This window comes from Amycolatopsis azurea DSM 43854 (genome assembly GCF_001995215.1).
Classification (GTDB): Bacteria; Actinomycetota; Actinomycetes; order Mycobacteriales; family Pseudonocardiaceae; genus Amycolatopsis; species Amycolatopsis azurea.
Genome location: NZ_MUXN01000005.1, coordinates 270,866 through 293,084, shown reverse-complemented (window position 1 = coordinate 293,084; position 22,219 = coordinate 270,866). Strand labels below are relative to the sequence as shown.

Here is a 22,219-nt window from a genome sequence, read left to right as displayed (position 1 = left end):
TAACCGGTGCGCGTACCGGCTGTCCGAGTGAAAGTCGCCACCCGCGGCGTGCGTAATCTGGCGGGGTGTCAAGGATCGCCTACTTCGGCCCCCAGGGAACCTTCACCGAACAGGCCGCGCGCCGGCTGGCTCCCGGCGAGGAGCTGATCCCCGCCGAGACGATCCCGGCGGCACTGGCCGCGGTGCGCTCGGGCGCGGCGGACGCGGCCTGCGTGCCGATCGAGAACTCCGTTGAGGGCGCGGTCACCGCCACCCTCGACAGCCTGAGCGAGGCCGAGCCGCTCGTCGCGGTGGCGGAGGCGCTGCTGCCGGTCCACTTCAGCGTGCTGACCAGGCCCGGCACGACCGAGATCCGCACCGTGGCGAGTCACCCGCACGCGCTCGCCCAGGTCCGGCACTGGGTCGAGGCGAACCTGCCCGGCGCGCATCCGGTCGCGACGTCGTCCACCGCGGCTGCGGCGGTCGCGGTCGACGCGGGCGAGTTCGACGCCGCCGTCACCGCGCCGGTCGCCGTCGAGCACTACCCGCTGGAGGTGCTGGCCACCGAGGTCGCCGACGTCCGCGACGCCAAGACCCGGTTCCTGCTGGTCCGCGCGCCCGGCGAGCTGCCGGCGCCGACCGGGGCCGACCGCACGTCGATCGTCGCCGCCGCGACGAACCGGACCGGCGCGCTGGCGGAACTGCTCACCGAGCTGGCGGTCCGCGGGATCAACCTGACCAAGCTGGACGCCCGCCCGACCAGGAACAACTTCGGCGAGTACCGCTTCTTCATCGACTTCGAGGGCCACGTGGCCGAGCCCCGGATCGGCGACGTGCTGGCCGCGTTGCGCCGCCGGTGCCGCAACGTCCGGTTCCTCGGCTCCCACCCGCGCGCGGACAACGGCACGACCGAGATCGAGCCGGGCGCCGCCAACGAGGACTTCACCGACGCGATCGCCTGGGTCGAGTCGGTACGGAAGGGAGCACAGGCGTGAAACTTCTCCTCGTCCGCCACGGCCAGACCGACGGCAACGTGCGGGGCGCGCTCGACACGGCGCTGCCCGGACCGCCGCTCACCGACCTGGGCCGCGAACAGGCCCGGGACCTCGCGACGCGGCTCGACGGCGAGCCGATCGTCGCGGTCTACGCCTCGCAGGCCGTCCGCGCCCAGCAGACGGCCGGGCCGCTGGCCGCCAAGCTCGGCTTCGACGTCCAGGTCGTCGACGGCGTGCACGAGGTCGCCGCCGGTGACCTCGAAGGCAAGACCGACAAGGACTCGATCACGACGTACATGAGCGTCGTGCGCCGGTGGACGCTCGGCGAGCTCGACCCGCCGATCCCCGGCGGCGAGACCGGCACGCAGGTCCGCACCCGGATGCTCGACGCGGTCGCCCGGCTGCGCGCCAAGCACGAACAGGCCGATCCCGACGGCACGGTGGTCCTGGTCAGCCACGGCGGCGCCATCCGCCTGGGTGGCGAATGGCTCGCCGGGAACGTGACCGCCGAGATCGCCAATCAGGGCCTCATCCCCAACACCGGCGTCGTCGAACTCGTCGCGACCGCCGCCGGCTGGACCTGTCTCAGCTGGGCTGACATCTCCGTCGAACGCTGACCAGGGACGTTTGCCTCCGCTCCCGCCGGGGAATACACCCACAAGATCGATTAACACCTTGTGGGGAATTAACCGGGCTGAGCGCAACCCCTTCGGCGGACAACACGTCTACTGAACGGTGGGTCACCCGGCAGCGGTCGACTACAGGGAGGCGAATGACCATGGTTCGTTCGAAGATGATCTCCATCGGCGGTCTCGTCGCGGGTACCGCCGGGCTCCTGCTGCTCAGCGCCTGCGGTTCGGAAAGCACGCCTGTCGCGCAGAACTCGTCCGTGCCGCCGTCCAGTTCGGCGCCGGAAACCTCGGCCGCGCCCAGCGCGAGCTCGTCTAGCCCGGCACCGGCCTCGCAGCCCCCTCAGGCACCCGCCCCGGCACCGAAGAACGACGGGCTCTGCAAGGCGGGCGACGTCAAGCTGTCCGTCGGGGGCGGCGACGCGGCCGCGGGCACGGTGTACCGGCAACTCGTGATCACCAACACGAGCGGGCACCCGTGCACCATCCAGGGCTTCCCCGGCGTCTCCTACGTGACCGGCGCGGACGGCCATCAGGTCGGCGAGGCCGCGTACCGCGACGGTGACAAGGGCGGGCCCGTCCAGCTGAACAGCGGCGAGAGCGCGGCCGCCGACATCGGCTTCGTGAACGTCCGCAACTACGACGAGGCGGCCTGCAAGCCGACCGAGACCCGGGGACTGCGGGTGTACCTGCCGCAGGAGACGGCCTCGAACTTCGTGGCGGTGCAGGGACTGGGCTGCGCGGGGAAGATCCCGGGCAACCAGTTGACCGTCAAGACCGTCCACAAGGGCTGACGAAATCAGAGCTGGGTGCAGAGCTGTTCGGCCTGCGCCAGGTGGCGCTGGCCGGAGATCTCGTTGAAGTGCAGGCTGAACACCATCCGGCTGACGCCGTCGATGTGTTCGGCCAGCGGCCGGTAGGTGTCGTTGGCGGCGGCCGCCGCGGCGGAGAGTTCGCGCGCGGCCGTCATCCGGTGCAGGATCTCGGGGGCCAGCACGGCCACGGTCCGGTCGCCGGGGGAGTCGGTGGTGTCCGGGATCGTGCCGACCCTGGCCAGGGCCTGGCACGCGTCCTGCGCGTCTTCGAGCGCTCCCGCGTTGACGCCCGAGAGCGCCCACAGCATCCCGATCACGCCACCGCCGATCACGAAGCCGGCGACGGCGGTGAGCACTTGCGGGCGTCTGGAAGGTTCTGTCGTCCCCACGCCGGCCTCCGGCACCAGTGTCTGCTGCATCGCGGACCTCCCGTCACCAGCTGGCGGTGATGGGATATTTCAGCACCAAAGGCCTGGGTTTTCACCGGTCTTGGTGGAGAACCCGGACCTCCGTGGCCGTTTCGTCATCGAAGGCGCCTCGCCGTAACGAGACGAACGCGAAAGCGGCTACTCCGAACAGCAGCAGCCCGGACGTCAGGAACGTCCGGGCCGGGGAACCGAGGGCGTGGGTCAGGAGCCCGCCGAGCAGCGCGCCGAGGGGGATCGCTCCCCAGACGACGGTGCGCCACACGCCGAGGATCCGGCCGAGCAGTTCGCCGGGGACGAGTTTGTGCCGCGCCGTCCCCAGCACGATGTTCACCGCGACGACGGCCGCCGCGAACAGGCCGAACAGCGCCGCCCCCGCCACCGGTGAGCCGGTCAGGCCCATGCCGGTGAACGCCACACCGCACAAAGCGGTGCCCCCGAGGAGCACCGCGCGGCGGCTGGACACCTTCACCAGCCGCGGAGCCACCCCCGCGCCCAGCAGGCCGCCGATGCCGCCGACGAACGCGAAGACCCCGAAGGCCGCTTCGCTGAGACGCAGGTAGTCGATCGCGTACAGCACCAGCTGCGCCTGCGCGAGTTCGCTGACCAGGCTGATCAATCCGGCGACGACGACCAGGCGCAACACCAGCCCGCTGTGCTTCAGCCAGCGGAAACCCTCCGCCAGCTCGGTGCGAAGCGCGGTGCGCGAGCTCTTGGAGGCCGTGGTCGAAGGACGGGCCCGGTAGCTCCCGGTCAGGCCGAGCAGCACGACCGCGGCGATCGCGAAGCCCACCGAGTTGAGCAGGAACGGGAACGTCGCGAAGAGCGCGAAGGTGGCGCTGCCGACCGGCCCGCCGAGGAAGGTCTGGCCGACGATCTCGCAGGCCTGGAGCTTGCTGTTCGCGCCGTCGAGCGAACCCTCGCCGACGACCGCCGGGATGAGCACGTTCGCGGCGCTGTCGGCGACCACCTCCGCGACGCCGATGAGCAGGGCGGCGGCGTAGACCGCCCAGATCGTCACCCCGCCGGCCGCGACCAGGACGGCCGTCCCGCCGACGACGACCGCGCGGGCGCTGTTGGCGAGGATCATCGCGCGCCGCCGGTCGATCCGGTCCAGCAGCGCGCCCGCCGGGAGCGCGAACAGCAGCCACGGCAGGAACTGGGTCGCCGAGAGACCGGCGATGAGCAGCGGATCCCGGGTCAGGGTGACCGCGAGCAACGGGAACGCGACCTTGCCGATCCCGTCGCCGAGATTCGACGCCGCGCTGGACGCGAGCAGCCAGCGCAACCGCCGGTCCCCGCGCCCGCGCACCGTCGACTCGGCCATTCCGCCTCCCCAGGCATTCGCCGGCGCCGGCCGACGACAACGTGGTCGAAAGTTTAGCGGGGCTGTCGCTCAAAGTGGCGGCGTTGTTACGTCCAGTTAAGAATCCGGAGAACCCTTGGTGCCCGACGCACAAAAATCACCCACCATGCCCCCTCCGGCGCGGAATCCGTCGGCGGGGAGCAAGGGACCTTTGCTATCGCCCGTCCGGCGGCTCAGCCCCAGCCGAGTTCGTGCAGCCGCGCGTCGTCGATGCCGAAATGGTGCCCGATCTCGTGGACCACCGTGATCAGCACCTCCTCGACGACGTCCTCCTCGAAGTCGCACATCTGTAGCAGCGGGCGCCGGTAGATCGAGATCCGGTCCGGCAGCACCCCGCCGTACTCGTGGGTCCGTTCCGTCAGCGCGACACCGTGATAGAGCCCGAGGATCGTGGGCGACTCCTCGTTGAACTCCTCGACGAGGACCACGACGTTGTCCATGGCGTCCGCGAATTCGGGCGGGAGCTCGTCCAGCGCCTCCGACACCAGCTCTTCGAAGCGCTGCCGGGTCATCTCGACGGGCACCGGATCACCCGCCGGTCTTCGGCGCCGAGGAGGACGCCGGCGGGCCGCCGCCGTCCGAGGGCGGGGCGTCCCCGTTGCCGCCGCCGTTGCCGACCTTGACGCTCCCGGTGACCGGGGCGAGCCCCTTGTTTTCCGGCAGGACCGCCGCCACCTTGCAGTTCACCAGCGTCGACCCGGCGTCCCAGCTCTCCTGCTCGCGGACGTCCCAGCTGAGGATGAGCTTCTTCGCCGCCAGGTCCGCGTTGCCGGTGTACTCCTGCGCGGCCGTCGAGCATTCGGTGTCCAGCCAGGTGTTCTGCTGCTCCTGCGACGGGTAGCCGTCCTTGAACTTCGTCTTGAGGTCGATCGTCGCGATCATCTCGTACGAATGCGGCTGCGCGCAGTCGATCGGGTCGCCGAAGCTGTTGTTGAGCAGCGCGAGGCAGGTGCCCGGCTCCCACACCGCGGACTGGTCCTGCTCCTTCGCCGCCCCCTTGGTCGGCTGGAGCTTGCCGCCCTGGCCCGCCCATTGCAGACCGCACCGAAGCTGCCTGTCGCCGTCTTCCCACTGCGCGGGCGTCGGCCGGAGCAGGTTCATGCTCAACTTGCCGTACGGGTCCAGCGTGCGGCCGAGGTACGGCTTGACGTCGACCGTGCAGCGCGACCGGGAGATCTCCTGCCACTGCTCCAGGCTCGGGCTCGGCACGCCCGCCGGGTACTGCGCGCCGATGTCGACGATGCTGGTGACCTCGAACAGGTGGGGCTCCGCGCACGACACGCGCTTCGCGTCGTTGGCGTCCGGGTTGCTCCAGGTCAGACAGGTCCCCGGGGGAGACTGGAACGCTTCGACCGCGGCGGGCGACAGTTTGGGGGCGCCGCCGCCCGCACCGCCCTCCGGGCCCACGTTCCACGAGAAAGCCACACTCAGCGAAAGCGCGATGATCGCGCCCACGAACACACCGGCCATGACGAGCCGGGTGCGCAGGGTGCTCAGCGCGTTTCGCGGATCACGGAACCGCTCGGCCTGTTGAGACATCCACTCCATGATGCCCGCGCCGCACGTAAGGTGCGCGTACCGGGTGGTTAGTGTTGGACACGGGTTCGGGCCGGCGGGCGATTACGGAGCTTCGATGACGCAGGATGACAACCAGGGGGCACAGCCGCCTCAAGAGCCGCCCAAGCGCGGCACCATGCGCTTTCAGGACGGCAGCACGCAGGCGCGGCAGCCGTCGCTGGCCGAGCAGCGGGCGCGGCAGCAGGCGGTGGCGGAGCAGGAACGACAAGAGGCGCTCCAGGCCGAACAGGCCCGCGCCGCCGAGAAGAAGTCTTCGACCAAGAAGAAACTCCTGATCGGGACCGGGGTGACCGTCGGTCTGGTCGGTCTGGTCGCGACCTTCTACACCGTCGCGAAGCCGACTGAGGTCACGGCGACCTGCACGCGTGACGGCATCGTCGACAACGACGACAACTGCGACGAGAACTACGTGCGGTCGCACGGCGGTTACTCCAGCGGCGGTTTCTTCTTCATCCCGATCGGTGGCGGCGCGTACAACAGCTACCGCTACAACTACGGCGGCACCGGCGCGATCGGACAGCGCGTGTCCGGCGGCTCGTACGACCCGCCGTCGTCGCGGGCGAACGTCAGCACCAAATCGGGCAAGTCCGTCCAGCGCGGCGGGTTCGGCATCAGCGGCAAGAGCGGTACCTCCGGCGGTACCGGCAAGAGCGGGGGCTCGTAGTTGTATCGGGATTCCAAGCCGCCCCGGCGGGACTGGCAGAACATCGTCGAGGAACAGGGCCTGGTCTTCGGCACCCCCGCCCGTGACGGCGCCGGCAAGTCCAGGCCGTACTGGGACGAGTCGGTCCACTACGTCTTCGACATGGACGAGATCCTGTCCGTCGAGGCGGACGTCGAACTGCTGCACTCGATGTGCCTCGAAGCCGTGGACAACGTGATCACGACCGAGCAGTACCACCGCTTCGGCATCCCCGAGTGGGTCTGGCCGCATATCGCGGAGTCGTGGAAGCGGCAGGATCCGCACGTCTACGGCCGGTTCGACCTGCGCTACGACGGCAAGAGCCCCGCGAAGCTGCTCGAATACAACGCCGACACCCCGACCTCGCTGCTCGAGGCCGCGGTGCTGCAGTGGCACTGGAAGACCGCGGTCTTCCCCGACGACGACCAGTGGAACTCGATCCACGAGAAGCTGGTCGAGCGCTGGGGCGAGCTCGCCGACAAGCTGCCCTCCAACGAACTGCACTTCACCTGGTCCTCGGCCGATCCGTCCGGTGAGGACCACGTGACGACGGCGTACCTGCAGGAGACCGCCGCCGAGGCCGGGCTCGACACCGTCGGCCTGTCGATCGAGGAGATCGGCTGGGACCCGGTGCTCAAGCGGTTCGTCGACCTCGAAGAGGCGCAGATGGCGACCGTGGTGAAGCTCTACCCGTGGGAATGGGTGGTCGACGAGGAGTTCGGCCGCTTCGCCGTCGAGACCATGCCGCGCACACTGTGGGTCGAGCCGCTGTGGAAGATGATCCTCTCCAACAAGACGCTGCTCGCGATCCTGTGGGAGAACTACCCGGGACACCCGAACCTGCTGCCCGCCTTCGCCGACGACCCCGGTTTGCTGACCGAGTACGTCCGCAAGCCGAAACTCGGCCGCGAGGGCGCGAACGTGCAGATCGTCGCCACCGGGTACGAGACGCAGACCGATGGCGTCTACGGCGCGGAAGGCTACGTCTACCAGGCGTTCGACCCGCTCCCGGAGTTCCAGGGCTACCGCCCCGCGCTGGGCGCGTGGATCGTCGGGGACCAGGCCGCCGGCCTCGGGATCCGCGAGACCGCGGGCCTCGTCACGGACGACGGTGCGGCGTTCGTCCCGCACCGCATCGTCGAGTCGTGATAGAAGCAACCGCACAAACCTGACATTTTCGGCCTGTAGCTCTCCGGGAGAACGCTGTGACCACCACCCTTGCGCTGTCCGACACGTTCGGCTCCGACCTCGTGCGGGGGATCGGCGCGATCCTGCTGTACGGCGTCGTCGGCCTGCTGATGATGTTCGCCGGGTTCTGGGCGATCGACTGGACCACGCCTGGCAAGCTGTCCCAGCTGGTCACCCGCGGCCTGCCGAACGCGGTCATCGTCACCGCGTCGGGCCTGCTGTCGATGGCCTTCATCATCGTCGTGGCGATCGCGAACTCCGCCAGCGACCTGACCGAGGGCCTCATCACCTCGCTGGTCTACGGCCTGCTCGGCATCATCGTGCAGGTGCTCGCGGTCCGGCTGCTGGAGTGGGCGACCCGCATCGACATCCGCTCGACCATCGAGAGCGAGAAGTTCGCCCCGGCCAGCGTCGTGGTGGCCTCCGCGCACCTCGCCCTCGGCCTGATCGTGGCCGTCGCGATCTCGTGAATCTGTGATCAGCTGAAACGGCGGAGGCGCACGGCTCCCACTAACGTGGAAGCCGTGCGCCTTTTGAGGACTCCGGAAGACCGGTTCTCGGACCTGCCCGATTTCGACTTCGAACCGCGCTACGCGGAACTCGTCGACCTCCATGGCGGCGTGATCAGAGTGGGTTACGTGGAGGCCGGGCCGGCGGACGGCCCGCCCGTCCTCCTGCTGCACGGCGAGCCCACCTGGTCCTACCTCTACCGCAAGGTCATCCCGGTGCTCGCCGACGCCGGACTGCGCGCCATCGCGCCCGACCTGGTCGGCTTCGGCCGATCCGACAAACCCGGCGACATGGTCGACCACACCTACCAGCGGCACGTCGAGTGGATGCGCTCGTTCGCCTTCGACGTGCTCGACCTGCGTGACGTCACCCTGGTCGGCCAGGACTGGGGCGGCCTGATCGGCCTCCGGCTGGTCGCCGAGAACCCCGATCGGTTCGCCAGGGTCGTCGCGGCCAACACCGGCCTCCCCACCGGCGACACCGACATGCCGGAGATCTGGCACAAGTTCCGGGACACCATGGAGAACGCCCAGGTCATCGACGTCGGGCGGTTCGTCCAGTCGGGCTGTCAGACCAAGCTGTCCGAGGAGGTGCGCGCCGCCTACGACGCGCCCTTCCCGAACGAGATGTACAAGGCGGCGCCCCGCGCGATGCCGTCGCTCGTCCCGATCACCCCGGACGACCCCGCGTCGGCCGCCAACCGGGCCGCGCTGAAGGTGCTTTCGGAGCTGGACAAGCCGTTCCTGGTCTCGTTCTCCGACGGCGACCCGATCACCGCGCCGTGGGGCCTCGAACTGCGGGCCTCGATGCGCGGCGCGCGGGAACTCGAGCATCCGACGATCACCGGCGCCGGTCACTTCCTCCAGGAAGACGCCGGTGTGCGGCTGGGCGAGGTCATCACCCGCTTCGCGACCTCCTGAGACACGGCTGAAGGGCGCTTTCCCCGCATCGGATGCAGGGAAAGCGCCCTTCGTCGCGTGAGACGCGGGGAAAGTCCCCTTCAGCTCAGGACACCGCGGACAGCGCGTCCACGATGATCCCGAGGCCTTCCGCGGCCTCGTCGGCGGTCAGGGTCATCGGCGGCGCGATCCGCAGCACGTTGCCGTGCAGCCCGCCCTTGCCGATCAGCAGCCCGCGCGCCTTGGTCTCCTCCATCATCCGCGCCGCGGCCCCCGGATTCGGCGTCATGCCGCCCGGTTCGACCAGCTCGACGCCGATCATCAGGCCCTTCCCCCGGACGTCCCCGATCAGCGGGTTCCCCGCCGCGCGCAGGCCGCCGAGCAGTTCGTTGCCGCGCGCGAGCGCGTTGGCCTGGAGGTCGTGGTCGGCGATGTGGTCGAGCACCGCGGCCGCGCCCGCCATCGCGACCGGGTTGCCGCCGAAGGTCGAGATCGAGTTCGCGGTCAGGCAGTCGACGAGGTCGCCCCTGGCGACGAGACCGCCGATCGCGAGGCCGTTGCCGAGGCCCTTCGCGAAGGTCATCGCGTCGGGGACGACGTCGTGCGCCTGGATCCCCCAGTAGTGCTCCCCGGTCCGTCCCCAGCCGGTCTGGACCTCGTCGGAGATGAACAGGATCCCGTACTGGTCGAGGACCTCCTTCATCGCCTTGAACAGGCCGTCCGGCGGTGAGCTGAAGCCGCCGACGCCCTGGATCGGCTCGGCGATCATGCAGGCGACGTCGCCCGAAGTGCCCGTCTCCAGCACGTCGACCAGGTCCGCGACGCAGGCGTCGATGTACTCCGTGTCCGAAAGCGCCCGGAACGGGCTGCGGTACCGGTAGCCGCCGTGCACGTAGCTCACCTTCACCGGGCTGAGCGACGACGCCGACCAGCCGCGGTTGCCCGTGATGCCGACCGTCGCGAACGACCGCCCGTGGTACGAGTTCCGCATCGCCAGCACCTGGTTGCTGCGCCGGTACTGGGTGGCGAGCATCAGCGCGGTGTCGTTGGCTTCGGTGCCGGAGTTGGTGAAGAACACCTTCGCGTCCGGGATGCCGGACAGCTTCGCGATCCGCTCGGCCAGTTCGACCTGCGAGCGGATCAGGTACAGCGTCGAGGTGTGCAGGATCCCGGTGTCGAGCTGCTTGCGCACGGCGTCGCTGATCGCCGAGACGTCGTAGCCCATCGAGTTCGTCAGGATGCCCGCGAAGAAGTCGAGATAGCCGCGCCCGGTCGAGTCGATGACCCGGCGGTCCTGCGCGTGCACGATCTCGATCGGCTCGTCGTAGTAGAGCGCCAGCCACGACGGGAGTACCGCCTTGTGCCGCGCCAGCAGGTCCGCATCGGTCATCGCGTTTCTCCGTCCGCAGCAGGGAATCCGGGGCCGGGCTCAGTATGGGGACGGCCCGAAACGGGCGACAACGATCAGACTGTCGGGTTCTCCGCGGCGGCCCGCACAGTGTGTTCAGGGAAACTGCCTCGAAGCGCGGATAGTCCTAGGACTAACCTCTGCACTCGTGATTGACCCCAGGACTCTGCGCGATGACCCGGACGTCGTGCGCGCTTCGCAGCGCGCCCGTGGCGAGGACGAAGGAGTGGTCGACAAGCTGCTCTCCCTCGACTCCCGTCGCCGGTCCTCGATCGCCGCCGCCAACACGCTGCGCGCCGAGCAGAAGTCGCTGGGCAAGCTCGTCCCGAAGGCACAGGGTGACGAGCGGGCCGCGCTGCTCGCCAAGGCGAAGGACCTCGCCGCCCAGGTCAAGGCCGCCGAGGTCGAGCAGACCGAGGCGTCGGAGGAGTTCGAGCAGCTGCACCGCGTGGTGCCGAACCTCGTCCACCCCGACGCGCCCGAAGGCGGCGAGGACGACTACGTCGTGCTCAAGCACGTCGGCGAGCCGAAGAAGTTCGACTTCACGCCGAAGGACCACCTCGAACTCTGCGAGGGCCTCGGCGCGCTCGACATGGAGCGCGGCGCGAAGGTCTCGGGCTCGCGGTTCTACTTCCTCACCGGCATCGGCGCCCAGCTCCAGCTCGGCCTGCTGAACATGGCCATCGCCCAGGCGACGGCGAACGGCTTCACCCCGATGATCACGCCGACCCTGGTCCGGCCGGAGATCATGGCGGGCACCGGCTTCCTCGGCGCGCACTCGTCGGAGGTCTACCGGCTGCGCGACGACGACCTGTACCTCGTCGGCACCTCCGAGGTCCCGCTCGCCGGCTACCACGCCGACGAGATCCTCGACCTCGGCAAGGGGCCGAAGCGCTACGCGGGCTGGTCGTCCTGCTACCGCCGCGAGGCCGGTTCGTACGGCAAGGACACCCGCGGCATCATCCGCGTCCACCAGTTCGACAAGGTCGAGATGTTCGTCTACACGCGTCCCGAGGACGCCGAGGCCGAGCACGCGCGCCTGCTGGACTGGGAAGAGCAGATGCTCGCCAAGATCGAGGTCCCGTACCGGGTGATCGACACCGCCACCGGCGACCTCGGCACGTCGGCGTACCGGAAGTTCGACTGCGAGGCGTGGGTGCCGTCGCAGGAGACCTACCGCGAGCTGACCTCGACGTCGAACTGCACGACGTTCCAGGCCCGCCGCCTCGGCATCCGCTACCGCGACGACGACGGCCGCCCGCAGACCGTCGCCACGCTGAACGGCACGCTCGCCACCACCAGGTGGATCGTCGCGATCCTGGAGAACCACCAGCTCGAAGACGGTTCGGTCCGGGTGCCGGAAGCGCTTCGCCCCTTCCTCGGCGGAACCGAGGTGCTCACGCCCGCATCGAAGTAGGGTGCGAGCCGAAGAGGAGGGGACGCATGCGGTTTCGGAATTCGCTCGCGATCGGACTGGCGGTGCTGGCGCTCGGCGGCTGCACGTCGACGATCGGCGGTACGGCCTCGCCGGTGCCCGGACAGGGGCCGGTGATCACGAAGGCCGAGCCGTGCGCGCTGCTGACGGCCGAGCAGGCGGACGCCCTCGGCGTCACGTTCCCCGGCAAGGAACGTCCGGCGAAACCCGAGCGCAAGATCCCCGGGGTCTGCCGCTTCCCCGAACTCGAGGACGCGCCGGAAGGCGTCGCGCTGGAGGTTTCGCAGAGCAAGGACCTCTCGGCGGTCGACTACTATGCGGGCGCCCAGCCCGGGGAGAAGTTCGGCGTCGGCGGCTTCACCTGGACCAGGTACGCGACCATCCTCGGGCCGAGCTACTGCTCGCTGACCACCGAACTGGACGCGAAGACGTTCATCGAGGTCTCCAGCGACGCCCCCGGCGGCGACAACAGCAAGGCCTGTGACCTGGCGAAGGCCGCCCTTCCCGCGATCGCCTCGCATCTGCCCGGCGGGCAGCCGAGCGGGGAGATCACCGCGCCGCCGGGGCAGAAGCCGATCGAGCCGACCGGTCCGCTGGTGAACGTCGACCCGTGCTCCCTGCTCAAGCCGGAGCAGGCGGCCTCGTTCAACCTCGTGGCCGCGCGGCCGATGAACGGCTCGTCGAGGGATCCCAAGAACGGCTGCCAGTGGGACGACACGGACGGCGACAAGGGCAAGAAGGCTCTCGACCTCTGGGTCTACACGGCGACCAAGACGGCGGACGTCCCCGGGCTGGAGGGCACGCCCGCCGAGCAGATGGTGAACGGCCGGAAGTGGATCGTCTACTCCGCCTCGGACAGCCCGATCTGCGTCGCGCTCTTCCCGATCACGGAGACCTCGTCGATCAAGCTCGACACCGGTGACCTCAGTGACAACGCCAAGGCCTGCGAGATCCCGCAGGCCGTCATGCCGCTGGTGACCGCGAACGCGCCCGCCGCCTAGGCGGACACCTCGTCGGCGATGTGCTTCGCGATCTCCAGCGCGCTCGTCGCCGCCGGTGAGGGCGCGTTGAGGACGTGCACCTGGTTCCGCGCGGTCTCGATCAGGAAGTCGTCGACGAGCGCGCCGTCCGGGCGCAGCGCCTGCGCCCGGACACCGGAGCCGTGCCGCACGATGTCGTCCTCGGTGACGGCGGGGACGAGCCGCGCGAGGCTTTCGGCGAAGCGGCGGCGGGAGAACGACCGGCGGACCTCGTCGAGCCCCGTCGGGTACGCGTACTTGCGCGCGAGCCGCCAGACGCCGGGGAAGCGCGCGACCTCGGCGAGGTCCTTCGCGGAGAAGTCGCGCCAGGTGTAGCCCTCGCGGCGCAGCGCGAGGACGGCGTTGGGGCCGGCGTGCACGCTGCCGTCGAGCATGCGGGTCAGGTGCACGCCGAGGAACGGCAGCGACGCGTCCGGCACCGGGTAGATCAGGCCGCGCACCAGGTGACGGCGTTCGGGCTTGAGCTCGTAGTACTCGCCGCGGAAGGGCACGATCCGCGCGCTCGGGGTGAGCCCGGCGAGCCGCGCGACGCGGTCCGCGTGCAGACCCGCGCAGTTGACGAGCGCGTCCGCGTGGATCACCTCGTCGCCGGTCGCCACCTCGACGCCGCCGGTGCGGCCGGGGCGGATGCCCAGCGCGGACGTGCCGAGCCGCAGGTCGGCGTCGGATTCGTCGAGCAGCCGCACCAGCGCGGAGCAGACGGCGGGGAAGTCGATGATGCCGGTGGACTCCACACGCAGCGCGGCGACGCACGAGACCTCGGGCTCGTACTCGCGTGCCTCGCTCGGCGTGATCAGCTTGGCCGGGACGCCGTTCGCTTCGGCCCGTCCGGCGAGCACCTTCAGCGCCGGGAGCTCAGCTTCGGAGGTGGCGACGACCAGTTTGCCGCACACCTCGACCGGCACCCCGTACTGCCGCGCGAAGTCCACAATGGACCGGTTGCCCGCGGTGGACATCCTCGCCTTGAAGGATCCCGGTTTGTAGTAGAGCCCCGCGTGCACGACGTTCGAGTTGTGCCCGGTCTGGTGGGCCGCCCAGCGGTCCTCCTTTTCGAGCACCGTGACGTCCAGGCCTCGTTTGGTCAGTTCCCAGGCTGTGGCGAGACCGACGATCCCGCCCCCGATGACTACGACTGTGCGCACGATCGACCAGGTTACCCGGAGCGCTACCTGACAGGTGTCAGGTTAACTGGTAGCGTACCTGACCGATGTCAGGTAAACGGTTGAGCAAGGACGAACGCCGGGAGCGGATCCTGGCCGCGGCGGCCCGGGTGTTCGCCGCGTCGGGGTACGACGCGGCCGGGATGCGCGAGGTCGCGACGGCCGCCGGGATCAGCACGCCCGTGCTCTACGACCATTTCCCGTCCAAGGCCGCGCTGTACGCCGGTCTGCTGGAGTCCGAAGTGGACAGTCTGCTGGCGGGCTGGGCGGAGCTGCCGCCGTCGGACACCGCCGAGGAACTGCTGCGCGGCCGGGTCGCGGCGATCTTCGCCTGGATGGAGACGAACGAACGCGGCTGGCGGATGATCTTCGCCGAGACGCCGTCCGACGAGGGCGTCGCCGAGGTGCACCGGCGTGGGCAGGCCAGGGCCACCGGGCAGCTGACCGAGGTGTTCGCCAGGGTCCCGGGCCTGGCGCTGACCGCGGACCTGCCGCGCGACCGCGCGAACGAAGCGCTCGCCGAAGCGGCGAAGAGCGCACTGAACGCCATCGCCACCTGGTGGTGGAGCAACCGCGACATCCCGCGGGAGCAAGTCGTCGCGCTCACGGCGGATCTGCTGTGGCGCGGTCTGGGGAACCTGATCCAGGAGGACACATGAGCATCGACACCACCGAGCGGTACCGCCGGGCCCTCGAGACCAGGGACGTCGAACTCGCGCTGAGCGCCTTCGCGCCGGACGCGGTCGTGCACTCGCCGCTGACGAGCCGGGTCCGGTTCACCGGGCACGCGGAACTCGAGCCGCTGCTGGAAGTCGCCTACTCGCATCTGCGCGACGTGCGGTTCCACACCGACACCGGCGACGCGTCGACGCGGGTGGTCGTCTACACCGCGCGCATCGGCGAGGAGGAGATCGAAGAGGCGGCGGTGCTGAAACTCGGCGAGGACGGGCTCATCACCGAGGTGACGCTGTTCGTGCGGCCGCTGCCCGGCCTCGTCGCGCTGATGGACGCCTTCGGCCCGGACATCGCGCGCCGCAACGGGCGCACGTTCGCGGCCCGGCTGCTCTCGGTGGCCACGAAACCTCTGCTCGCCATGGTGCGCTCCGGTGACCGCCGCGCCGTGCCGCTGGCCGGACCGAGGGGCTGAAGGACGCTTTCCCCGCATGAGATGCGGGGAAAGCGTCCTTCACCGCGTCCCATGCGGTGAAGGGCCCCTTCAGCCCACCGGGACCGGAACCGGCGCGGGCTCGTCTTCGGGGTCTTCGAGCTCCTTCGGCACCCCGCGCAGCGTGAACAGCGCGCTCACCGCCAGCAGCGCCATCAACCCGGCCGAGCACAGCATCGTCACCTGCAACCCGTCGACGAACGCCGCTTTCGCGCTGGTGAGGATCACCGCTCCTTGCTCGGGCGGGAGCTGCGCCGCGACCTGGACGGCGCCGCCGAGGGTGTCCGAGATCGCCCCGGCGGCCTCGGGCGGCACGCCGTCCGGGACGACGAGCTCCCTGCGGTACAGCGCGCCGAGCACACTGCCGAGGATCGCGATCCCCAGCGCCCCACCGAGTTCGGTCGCCGTTTCGGAGATCGCCGACGCCGCGCCCGCCCGGTCCTTCGGCACGACGCCGAGCACCGTGTCCGTCGCGACGGACAGGATCAGCGCCAGCCCGACCCCGAACACGATCATCGCGAACAGCAGGTCGGTGTAGACGATCGTCACGCCGATACCCGAGTACAACGCGAAGCCGACCGCCGAGAACGCACAGCCCAGCGCGATGGTGACGGCCCGGCCGAACGCCTTGATCGCCAGCGGCGCGAGTACGCCGCCGAGGATCGCGCCGCCCATCCCGGGCAGTCCGGCGAGCCCGGACTTCAGCGGCGACCAGCCTGCCACCAGCTGGAGGTACTGCGCGAACATCAGCGAGACCGCCAGCTGCGCGAACATCGCCAGGATCGTGGTACCGACGGTCGCCGAGAACGCCCGCTGCGCGAACAGCTTCAGGTCCATCAGCGGTTCGGCCAGCCGCGGCTGCCGCAGGACGAACGCGAGCAGGCAGCCGAGCCCGAGCACCGCGGCGACAACGATGTCCCAGTTCTCCCAGCCTTTGTACGCGATTTCCTTGATCGTGTAGACGATCCCGACCATGCCGGCGACGGACAGCAGCACGCTCGGCACGTCGATCCGGCTCGGCGCCGGGTTCTTCGACTCGGGCAGGATCAGCGCGCCCGCGATCACCATGACCACCACGACCGGCACGTTGACCAGGAACACCGAACCCCACCAGAAATGGTCGAGCAGGAACCCGCCGACGAGCGGTCCCATGCCGAAACCGAGGATCGTCAGCCCGCTCGAAACCCCGATCACGGCCGCGCGTTCCTTGCCGGTGAACACGTTCCGCAGGATCGACAGCGTCGACGGCATGAGCGTCGCGGCGGCGACCCCGAGCAGCGCCCGGGCGGCGATCAGGAGTTCCGACGACGGCGCGTACGCCGTGATCACCGAAGCGGCGCCGAACAGCGACGCCCCGATCAGCAGCAGTTTCTTCCGGCCGACGCGGTCGCCGACGTTCCCCATCGTGATCAGCAGCCCGGCGAGCGCGAAGCCGTACGCGTCGGCGATCCACAGCAGTTCCGTCGTCGACGGGTGCAGCTGCTCCGAAAGCGACGGCAGCACCAGGTGCAGCACGGTCAGGTCGATCGCGATCAGCAGCTGCGCCAGCACGCAGACCGCGACGGTGCCGATCTTGCGGCCCTTGCCGATGGTCACCGCGAAATCCCGAACGTGAGCTCCGGCGAGTGCCGCGCGGTGCCGTTCTCGCCGTCACCCAGGTAAAACCGGGTGCTCATGGTGCGGGCCGCCGGATCGAGGACGCTGCGCCACAACGTCCGCCACGGCGCGCCGGGCTCGATCGCGACGGACACCGCGTCGAGCGCGTCGCGCGGCCCGGCTCCCGCTTCCTTGGTCAGCGTGCGAAGCCGCTGGTAGGTCAGCATGGTCTCCGGGGTGTCCTCGGGCAGCGCTTCGAGGTCCGGGTGGCGGTGCAGCAGGTGGTTCGTGACGCACAGCGGCCCGTCGCCGACCTCGACGAAGTACTCGATGTCGTGCGCGCCGCGCTCGTAGACGAAGCCGCGGCCCGAGGCGTCGGCGACGATGTAGTGGCAGGGCGCGCCGTGCGTGTACTGCTTGGCGAGCATCAGCGCTTCCTTGGCCTCGTCGACGGTTTCGCAGGTGTCCAGCAGGTACCGGCAGACCTGGGGCACCGAGAGACCCGCCTGCGGCCCGGGATCGTGGTCCAGCGGAGTGGCCGCCTCGAGGTCGGCCATCAGCAGCGCGACGACGAGTCCCGCCTCGTTGACGCCTTCCATCGCACCGTCCACTGTGGACATCGAAAGCGACGTCGAGGCGAGGCCGTCGTCGGGGATCGTGGTCAGGACGTAGGGCCGTGACGCCATCGGCACGGTCCCGTCGTCGACCGGGTCCGAGCCCGCCATCACCGCGCCCAGCTGGGTCCAGCTCAAGGTGAAGAAGTCGTAGTTCCGGCCGAGCGCGCTGCCGGTCCACAGCGCCGAACAGCCCGATCCGGCGGGCAGGGCCGAAGCGTTGTCGAAGGAGACCGCCGCGTCGGCCGCGAGCCCGTACGCCTCGGCGAACCCGGCCGTGCGTTCGGCGTACTGCGGCCAGTTCCGGGCGAACCAGGTGCGCCGCGCCTTGGCGACGATCGGCTCGACCGGCGGCGGCGACCAGTCCGAACGCTCTTTGGTCTCGGCGCCGAGGGCGTGGCCGATCTCGGCCTGCGTGCCGCGCAGCGTCAGGTGCCGTACGGCGAGGAAGTCTTCGGGAGATCCCGCGAGGTAGGTCATGCTCCGGAGCGTGTCCGCCGCCGCTGACCGTCCGCGCACCACGCGCTGACGGCTTGTCATCCGAATGTCATGTGCCCCGCGCGAAAGTGCTCTCACCACGGCAAACGACCAGTGAGGGAAGCCATGCTGAGCAACAAGGTGTACATGATCGCCGGGGGCGTGCTGTGCGTCCTCTTCATCGCGCTCGCGATGACCGAGTTCTCCACCGGCTACCCCGACGACGGCGTGCAGGACCTGTTCTACGCCGCGCTGAGCGCCGGCGCCGGTGCGCTGCTGTACGTCCTCGACCGCCGTCAGCGCGAGCGCCGGGCGGCCGCGGCAGCCCACGACGCGGCGCGGCGTGACGCCCGATGAGGAACATCGACGGCGGTTTCCTCGCCGCACCGGACCAGGCCGCGCTCGAACGCCGTGAGCGGGAGGTGCGCAAGGGCAAGGGCGCGCTGGCGCTGACCGTCATCGGCGGCTTCGTCGCGCTGATCGCCGGATACAACGCGCTGGTCGACTTCACCCCGGGCGCGCTGGTGGTGACGCTGATCGCGGCGGCCGTCGCCGTCGGCGGTGGGGTGCTCACGAAGCAGCTGATGCGCAACGTCCGGTTCCGGGTGCACAAGCCGAACGCGGGCCTCGTCGGCGCCGCGAAGCTGACCGGGCTCCTGGTGGCCTTCTTCGGGCTCGCCGCGCTGCTCGGTTCGATCGGGGCGCCCGGTCCGCTGCGGATCGTCCTGATCGCCGGCGGCGTCGGCACCATCGCCTACGTGCGGTCGCTGCACGACCAGCGGTGGATGCTCTTCGAACTGGACGCGGTGGGCGTCCGGGTCGAGCGGACGATCGTGCCCTGGCGTGACGTCACCCGGCTCACCATCGACCCGGTCGGCCCCGGGATGACCCGGCTCGGCGCCGCCCCGGTCAACGCGGAACCGCTGTACGTCGCGGTCCAGGACAGCGAACTCGACCAACGCCTGCTGACCGAGGCCATCGGTCGGTTCGCGCCGCAGGGGATCCGGCTGACCCGTGCTCAGGACTCGCTGGGGAACCCGGCCAGTTGAGCGGCGCCGCGTACGCCGAGGCCCCGGCGGTAGGCCCGGTCGAAGTCGTCGCCGAGCCGCTTCCGCGCGGACGTCCGGAGCAGGGCGGCGTCCAGGTCGACCGCGAACGGGGTGCCCCGGATGGTCACCGCGGCGCCGATCAGGACCGCCGCCCGCTCGGGGTCGCCCCGGAGCAGCGCGACCCCGGCGAGGCCTTCGACGGCGCAGGCCAAGGTGGTGCTGTCGTTCCACTGGTCCGCCGACTCGAGCGCTTGCCGGTGCAGTTCTTCGGCCTGGTCGAGGTCGCCCTCGGCGGCGGCGACCCAGCCGAGCGAGATCCGCGCCCCGGAGCGGCCCCCTTCGGACGTGAATGAGCCACCGGAGCACTCCGAAAGCGCGAGTTCGCTCAACGCGCGAGCCGTGGCCAGATCACCTCCGTGTCGCGAGAGGGTGGCGAGGCCGACGTACCCGAACGCCCGGCTTTCGGGCATCCCGGCGCGGCGCGCGATCTCGACGGCGAGTTCGAAGTCCGCCCGCGCTCCCGCCGCGTCGCCGTGGAGCAGCTTGCTGGTGCCCCGGCGGCACAGCAGGTCCGCGTTGTCGTCGGACGCGCCGAGTTCCCGCATCAGCCGGAGCGCCTCGTCCATCATTTCGAGGGCTTCGGACTGCCGGTTCGTCCAGATCAGGATCTGCGACAGGTGGTCGAGCGTCATCGAAAGGCCCCAGCGTTCCCCGATCGCGCGGAACGCGGCCTCCCCTTCGCGCAGCAGGCCTTCCGCCGTTTCGAGCTTGCCCTGCATCAGCATGCGCAGCCCGTAGCCGGTCGGCACCAGCGCGAGGCTCCACGCGTCACTGTGCGCCAAGAGGGCCTGACCGCGCTTGAGCAGCTCGTCGTCGTCACCGGGTGGCCCGGTCACCACCCCCATCAGCATCAGGAGCGCCGGGTTCTTGGGCGCACTGACCATGTTCCGCACGAGGCTGTCCACTTCGGGAAAGTGACGGCCGAGGGCTTCATGTTCAACGCCGCCGCGGAGTCCGGCGGCGGCGCTGAGCACGCAGAGCTGGTACTCCTCTTCGAGGCCCTCCGGCGGCTTCGGGCCGAGGTTCTTGACCACCTCCAGGCACAGCGTCGAGCCTTCGAACCGGCGACCGCGCATCCACCAGTACGTCACCAGCGAGGCCGAAAGCCGGAGCGCGATCCGCACGTCGGCATCGGCGGCCCAGCGCAACGCGGCCAGGAGGTCGTCGTACGCGGCGTCGAGACGGTCGAGCCAGGCCAGCTGGTCGCCGGTGCGCAGGAGCGGGTCCGCTTCCTCGGAGAGGGCAAGGAAGTGTTCGGCGTGCGCACGCCGAAGTCGTTCCGTTTCACCGGCTTCGGCGAGCTTTTCGGCGAAGAAAGCCCGGATGGTTTCGAGCATCCGGTACCGGTCCCCGGTGCGCTCGACCAGCGATCTGTCCACAAGGGACGGAAGCAGGTCCGCGGTGTCCGGGACGGCGCAGACCGCTTCGGCGTCGGCGAGGGTCGTGCCGCCCGCGAAGACGGTCAGCCGCCTGCCGAGCAGGCGTTCGTCGTCCGCCAGGAGATCCCAGCTCCATTCGACGACGCCGCGCAGCGTGCGATGCCTGCTTTCGGCGCCCCGGCTGCCCTTGGAGAGCAGGCGGAACCGGTCGTCCAACCTCGACGCGATCTCGCCGACCGGCAGCGTCCGCACCCGCGCGGCGGCGAGTTCGATGGCCAGCGGGAGCCCGTCGAGCGCGGCGCAGACACGCTGGACGTCGCCCGCCGTGGTGTCGTCGACGGCGAAACCCGGGTCGTTGGCCCGCGCGCGGTCGGCGAACAGCCGGACGGCGGCGAACTCCAGCGACCGCACGGGTGGCGTGCCCGGCGGCGGTACGGCGAGCCGTGGCACGGGGGAGACGACTTCGCCGGTGATGCCCAGCGGTTCGCGGCTGGTGGCGAGCACCCGCAGCGCGGCGGCCGCGCCGAGCAGCCGGGCGACCAGTTTCGCGGCGGCCTCGACCAGATGCTCGCAGTTGTCGAGCACCAGCAGCACCGCCCGGTCGGCCAGCGCGCCGATCAGCCGGTCCAGCGGCGCGGTCTCGACCGGGGTGGTGACCGCGCCGAGCGGGACCGTCCGCAGGCCGAGCGCGGTCAGGACGGCATGGGCGACGTCGGCGTCTTCGCTGTAGGGCGCGAGTTCGACGAAGACCGCCGGAAGGTCCGCCGCGGCGGCTGTCTCGACGGCCAGCCGGGTCTTGCCCGCCCCGCCGGGACCGGTCAGCGTCACCAGCCGTGAGCGGTCCAGCTGGCCGAGCACGTGCCGGAGGTCGCCTTCGCGGCCGATGAAGCTGGTGAGCTGCGCGGGAAGCGGCGCCGTGGCGGCTTTGACGGGCGGCGTCTCGCCGCGGAGGACGGCCAGGTGCGCGGCGGCGAGTTCCGGCCCGGGGTCGGCGCCGAGTTCGTCCGCGAGGGCGCGGCGGGCGTCCTCGAACGCGGTGAGCGCGTCGGCCTGACGCCCGGCGGCGTGCAACGCGCGGATCAGCAGCGCGCGGGGCCGTTCCCGCAGCGGCTGGTCGTCGATGACCTCGCGAAGCCCGGCGAGGACGTCTTCGTGTCTTCCCAGCTTGAGTTCGGCTTCGGCACGGTCTTCGATCGCCGACGTCTTCAGCTCGTTCAGCCTGGTGACCTGCGGATCGCGGAACGGCGCGTCGGTGATGTCCGCGAACGCCGGGCCACGCCAGAGACCGAGAGCGTCGCGAAGCAGTTCAGACGCCTTCGCGGCGTCTCCCGCCGCGAGAGTGCGTCGGCCTTCGGCGGCGAGCCGTTCGAAGCGGTGCACGTCGACTTCGCCGGGATCCACGGCCAGCCGGTAACCCGCCGGGCTGAACTCGACGGGCGCGAGGTCTTTCAGCGCGCCGCGCAGCCGAGAGACCTGTGATTGCAGCGCGTTCGCCACGCCTTCGGGCGGCTGCTCGCCGTAAAGACCGTCGATGAGCCGCTCCGCCGGGACGACCCGGCCCGCCTCCAGCGCGAGCAACGCGAACAGCGTCCGGACCCTGGGCCCGCCGATTCCGACGGCGGTGCCGTCGTCGCGGCGCACCTCCGTCGCCCCCAGAACGCCGAATCGCATGGAACAAACCCTAGAGCGTCGTTGACCTGGGCGGATCCAGCCCGCCCGAGATCCGCCGAATGGCGTCTATACACTTCGCCGGGTCCCCACGCAATGGGA

22 protein-coding genes are annotated in these 22,219 nt (G+C 70.3%); 13 read left to right on the top strand and 9 right to left on the bottom strand.

Annotated elements, in window-relative coordinates; all coding sequences use genetic code 11:
• The first annotated feature begins 65 nt into the window (after positions 1-65).
• From pheA to B0293_RS09360, 3 genes are all read left to right on the top strand, one after another.
• Positions 66-974, top strand: a complete 909-nt coding sequence (gene pheA, locus B0293_RS09370) for a prephenate dehydratase (RefSeq protein ID WP_005149549.1) — start codon at positions 66-68, stop codon at positions 972-974.
• Positions 971-1,591, top strand: coding sequence for a histidine phosphatase family protein (locus tag B0293_RS09365; RefSeq protein WP_005149551.1), 621 nt, complete (start codon positions 971-973; stop codon positions 1,589-1,591). The genes pheA and B0293_RS09365 overlap by 4 nt, the downstream gene beginning before the upstream one ends.
• 155 nt (positions 1,592-1,746) lie before the next feature.
• Positions 1,747-2,397 carry a DUF4232 domain-containing protein gene (locus B0293_RS09360; protein ID WP_005149554.1) on the top strand — a complete coding sequence of 217 codons (651 nt, stop codon included), beginning with the start codon at positions 1,747-1,749 and terminating at the stop codon, positions 2,395-2,397.
• 5 nt (positions 2,398-2,402) lie between these two features.
• Here B0293_RS09360 and B0293_RS09355 read toward each other — a convergent pair whose 3' ends face one another.
• From B0293_RS09355 to B0293_RS09340, 4 genes are all read right to left on the bottom strand, one after another.
• Positions 2,403-2,837, bottom strand: coding sequence for a hypothetical protein (locus tag B0293_RS09355; RefSeq protein ID WP_039914854.1), 435 nt, complete (start codon positions 2,835-2,837; stop codon positions 2,403-2,405).
• A 61-nt stretch (positions 2,838-2,898) separates the two neighbouring features.
• Positions 2,899-4,170 carry an MFS transporter gene (locus tag B0293_RS09350; RefSeq protein WP_005149557.1) on the bottom strand — a complete coding sequence of 424 codons (1,272 nt, stop codon included), beginning with the start codon at positions 4,168-4,170 and terminating at the stop codon, positions 2,899-2,901.
• Positions 4,171-4,382: 212 nt separating this feature from the next.
• Positions 4,383-4,733 (bottom strand): metallopeptidase family protein, encoded by a 351-nt coding sequence (locus B0293_RS09345; protein WP_005149559.1) that lies wholly within the window; start codon positions 4,731-4,733, stop codon positions 4,383-4,385.
• A gap of 4 nt (positions 4,734-4,737) precedes the next feature.
• A complete protein-coding gene (locus tag B0293_RS09340; protein ID WP_005149560.1) occupies positions 4,738-5,748 on the bottom strand; it encodes a septum formation family protein in 1,011 nt (336 codons plus the stop codon).
• 94 nt (positions 5,749-5,842) lie between these two features.
• Here B0293_RS09340 and B0293_RS09335 point away from each other — a divergent pair, with 94 nt between their 5' ends.
• From B0293_RS09335 to B0293_RS09320, 4 genes are read left to right on the top strand one after another with little or no spacing between them, the layout of a single operon-like run.
• Complete coding sequence (locus B0293_RS09335) at positions 5,843-6,451, top strand: hypothetical protein (protein WP_245191797.1); 609 nt, start codon at positions 5,843-5,845, stop codon at positions 6,449-6,451.
• The gene (locus B0293_RS09330; RefSeq protein ID WP_005149562.1) at positions 6,452-7,618 is read left to right on the top strand and encodes a glutathionylspermidine synthase family protein; all 1,167 of its coding nucleotides are present in this window, start codon (positions 6,452-6,454) and stop codon (positions 7,616-7,618) included.
• Positions 7,619-7,674: 56 nt separating this feature from the next.
• A complete protein-coding gene (locus tag B0293_RS09325) occupies positions 7,675-8,127 on the top strand; it encodes a DUF350 domain-containing protein (protein WP_005149563.1) in 453 nt (150 codons plus the stop codon).
• Between the two features lie 54 nt (positions 8,128-8,181).
• The gene (locus B0293_RS09320) at positions 8,182-9,087 is read left to right on the top strand and encodes a haloalkane dehalogenase (protein ID WP_005149564.1); all 906 of its coding nucleotides are present in this window, start codon (positions 8,182-8,184) and stop codon (positions 9,085-9,087) included.
• Positions 9,088-9,172: 85 nt separating this feature from the next.
• On the opposite strand, the gene B0293_RS09315 is transcribed toward B0293_RS09320, so the two are convergent.
• The gene (locus tag B0293_RS09315; protein WP_005149565.1) at positions 9,173-10,456 is read right to left on the bottom strand and encodes an aspartate aminotransferase family protein; all 1,284 of its coding nucleotides are present in this window, start codon (positions 10,454-10,456) and stop codon (positions 9,173-9,175) included.
• A 166-nt stretch (positions 10,457-10,622) separates the two neighbouring features.
• Here B0293_RS09315 and serS point away from each other — a divergent pair, with 166 nt between their 5' ends.
• Together serS and B0293_RS09305 are read left to right on the top strand one after the other, a co-directional pair.
• Positions 10,623-11,891 carry a serine--tRNA ligase gene (gene serS, locus B0293_RS09310; RefSeq protein ID WP_077241281.1) on the top strand — a complete coding sequence of 423 codons (1,269 nt, stop codon included), beginning with the start codon at positions 10,623-10,625 and terminating at the stop codon, positions 11,889-11,891.
• A 26-nt stretch (positions 11,892-11,917) separates the two neighbouring features.
• Positions 11,918-12,910: a DUF3558 family protein gene (locus tag B0293_RS09305; protein ID WP_005149567.1), complete on the top strand. Its 993-nt coding sequence runs from the start codon at positions 11,918-11,920 to the stop codon at positions 12,908-12,910.
• On the opposite strand, the gene lhgO is transcribed toward B0293_RS09305, so the two are convergent.
• Positions 12,907-14,091, bottom strand: a complete 1,185-nt coding sequence (lhgO, locus tag B0293_RS09300) for an L-2-hydroxyglutarate oxidase (protein ID WP_005149569.1) — start codon at positions 14,089-14,091, stop codon at positions 12,907-12,909. The two genes, B0293_RS09305 and lhgO, sit on opposite strands and share 4 nt — an antisense overlap.
• 80 nt (positions 14,092-14,171) lie before the next feature.
• Here lhgO and B0293_RS09295 point away from each other — a divergent pair, with 80 nt between their 5' ends.
• Positions 14,172-14,768 (top strand): TetR/AcrR family transcriptional regulator, encoded by a 597-nt coding sequence (locus tag B0293_RS09295; RefSeq protein WP_005149571.1) that lies wholly within the window; start codon positions 14,172-14,174, stop codon positions 14,766-14,768.
• A complete protein-coding gene (locus tag B0293_RS09290) occupies positions 14,765-15,256 on the top strand; it encodes a nuclear transport factor 2 family protein (protein WP_005149572.1) in 492 nt (163 codons plus the stop codon). The genes B0293_RS09295 and B0293_RS09290 overlap by 4 nt, the downstream gene beginning before the upstream one ends.
• A 69-nt stretch (positions 15,257-15,325) precedes the next feature.
• Here the strand turns inward: B0293_RS09290 and B0293_RS09285 are convergent, their stop codons facing one another.
• Positions 15,326-16,870, bottom strand: a complete 1,545-nt coding sequence (locus B0293_RS09285) for an MFS transporter (RefSeq protein WP_005149573.1) — start codon at positions 16,868-16,870, stop codon at positions 15,326-15,328.
• Entirely contained in the window at positions 16,867-17,964 is a 1,098-nt protein-coding gene (locus tag B0293_RS09280) for a C45 family autoproteolytic acyltransferase/hydolase (protein ID WP_005149574.1), read from the bottom strand. The genes B0293_RS09285 and B0293_RS09280 overlap by 4 nt, the downstream gene beginning before the upstream one ends.
• 123 nt (positions 17,965-18,087) lie before the next feature.
• On the opposite strand from B0293_RS09280, the gene B0293_RS09275 reads away from it, so the two are divergent.
• Both B0293_RS09275 and B0293_RS09270 read left to right on the top strand, forming a co-directional pair.
• Positions 18,088-18,318 carry a hypothetical protein gene (locus B0293_RS09275; protein WP_005149575.1) on the top strand — a complete coding sequence of 77 codons (231 nt, stop codon included), beginning with the start codon at positions 18,088-18,090 and terminating at the stop codon, positions 18,316-18,318.
• Entirely contained in the window at positions 18,315-19,010 is a 696-nt protein-coding gene (locus tag B0293_RS09270; protein WP_005149576.1) for a hypothetical protein, read from the top strand. The genes B0293_RS09275 and B0293_RS09270 overlap by 4 nt, the downstream gene beginning before the upstream one ends.
• Here B0293_RS09270 and B0293_RS09265 read toward each other — a convergent pair.
• Entirely contained in the window at positions 18,980-22,120 is a 3,141-nt protein-coding gene (locus B0293_RS09265; RefSeq protein WP_005149578.1) for a BTAD domain-containing putative transcriptional regulator, read from the bottom strand. The genes B0293_RS09270 and B0293_RS09265 overlap by 31 nt on opposite strands.
• Positions 22,121-22,219: the final 99 nt, after the last annotated feature.

What these genes read in the sequence shown, in the direction of transcription:
- B0293_RS09280 (WP_005149574.1), bottom strand. Translation starts at nt 17,964, where the DNA reads ATGACCTACCTCGCGGGATCTCCCGAAGACTTCCTCGCCGTACGGCAC.
- B0293_RS09275 (WP_005149575.1), top strand. Translation starts at nt 18,088, where the DNA reads ATGCTGAGCAACAAGGTGTACATGATCGCCGGGGGCGTGCTGTGCGTC.
- B0293_RS09290 (WP_005149572.1), top strand. Translation starts at nt 14,765, where the DNA reads ATGAGCATCGACACCACCGAGCGGTACCGCCGGGCCCTCGAGACCAGG.
- B0293_RS09340 (WP_005149560.1), bottom strand. Translation starts at nt 5,748, where the DNA reads ATGTCTCAACAGGCCGAGCGGTTCCGTGATCCGCGAAACGCGCTGAGC.
- B0293_RS09360 (WP_005149554.1), top strand. Translation starts at nt 1,747, where the DNA reads ATGACCATGGTTCGTTCGAAGATGATCTCCATCGGCGGTCTCGTCGCG.
- B0293_RS09350 (WP_005149557.1), bottom strand. Translation starts at nt 4,170, where the DNA reads ATGGCCGAGTCGACGGTGCGCGGGCGCGGGGACCGGCGGTTGCGCTGG.
- B0293_RS09305 (WP_005149567.1), top strand. Translation starts at nt 11,918, where the DNA reads ATGCGGTTTCGGAATTCGCTCGCGATCGGACTGGCGGTGCTGGCGCTC.
- B0293_RS09315 (WP_005149565.1), bottom strand. Translation starts at nt 10,456, where the DNA reads ATGACCGATGCGGACCTGCTGGCGCGGCACAAGGCGGTACTCCCGTCG.
- B0293_RS09335 (WP_245191797.1), top strand. Translation starts at nt 5,843, where the DNA reads ATGACGCAGGATGACAACCAGGGGGCACAGCCGCCTCAAGAGCCGCCC.
- B0293_RS09265 (WP_005149578.1), bottom strand. Translation starts at nt 22,120, where the DNA reads ATGCGATTCGGCGTTCTGGGGGCGACGGAGGTGCGCCGCGACGACGGC.
- B0293_RS09355 (WP_039914854.1), bottom strand. Translation starts at nt 2,837, where the DNA reads ATGCAGCAGACACTGGTGCCGGAGGCCGGCGTGGGGACGACAGAACCT.
- B0293_RS09270 (WP_005149576.1), top strand. Translation starts at nt 18,315, where the DNA reads ATGAGGAACATCGACGGCGGTTTCCTCGCCGCACCGGACCAGGCCGCG.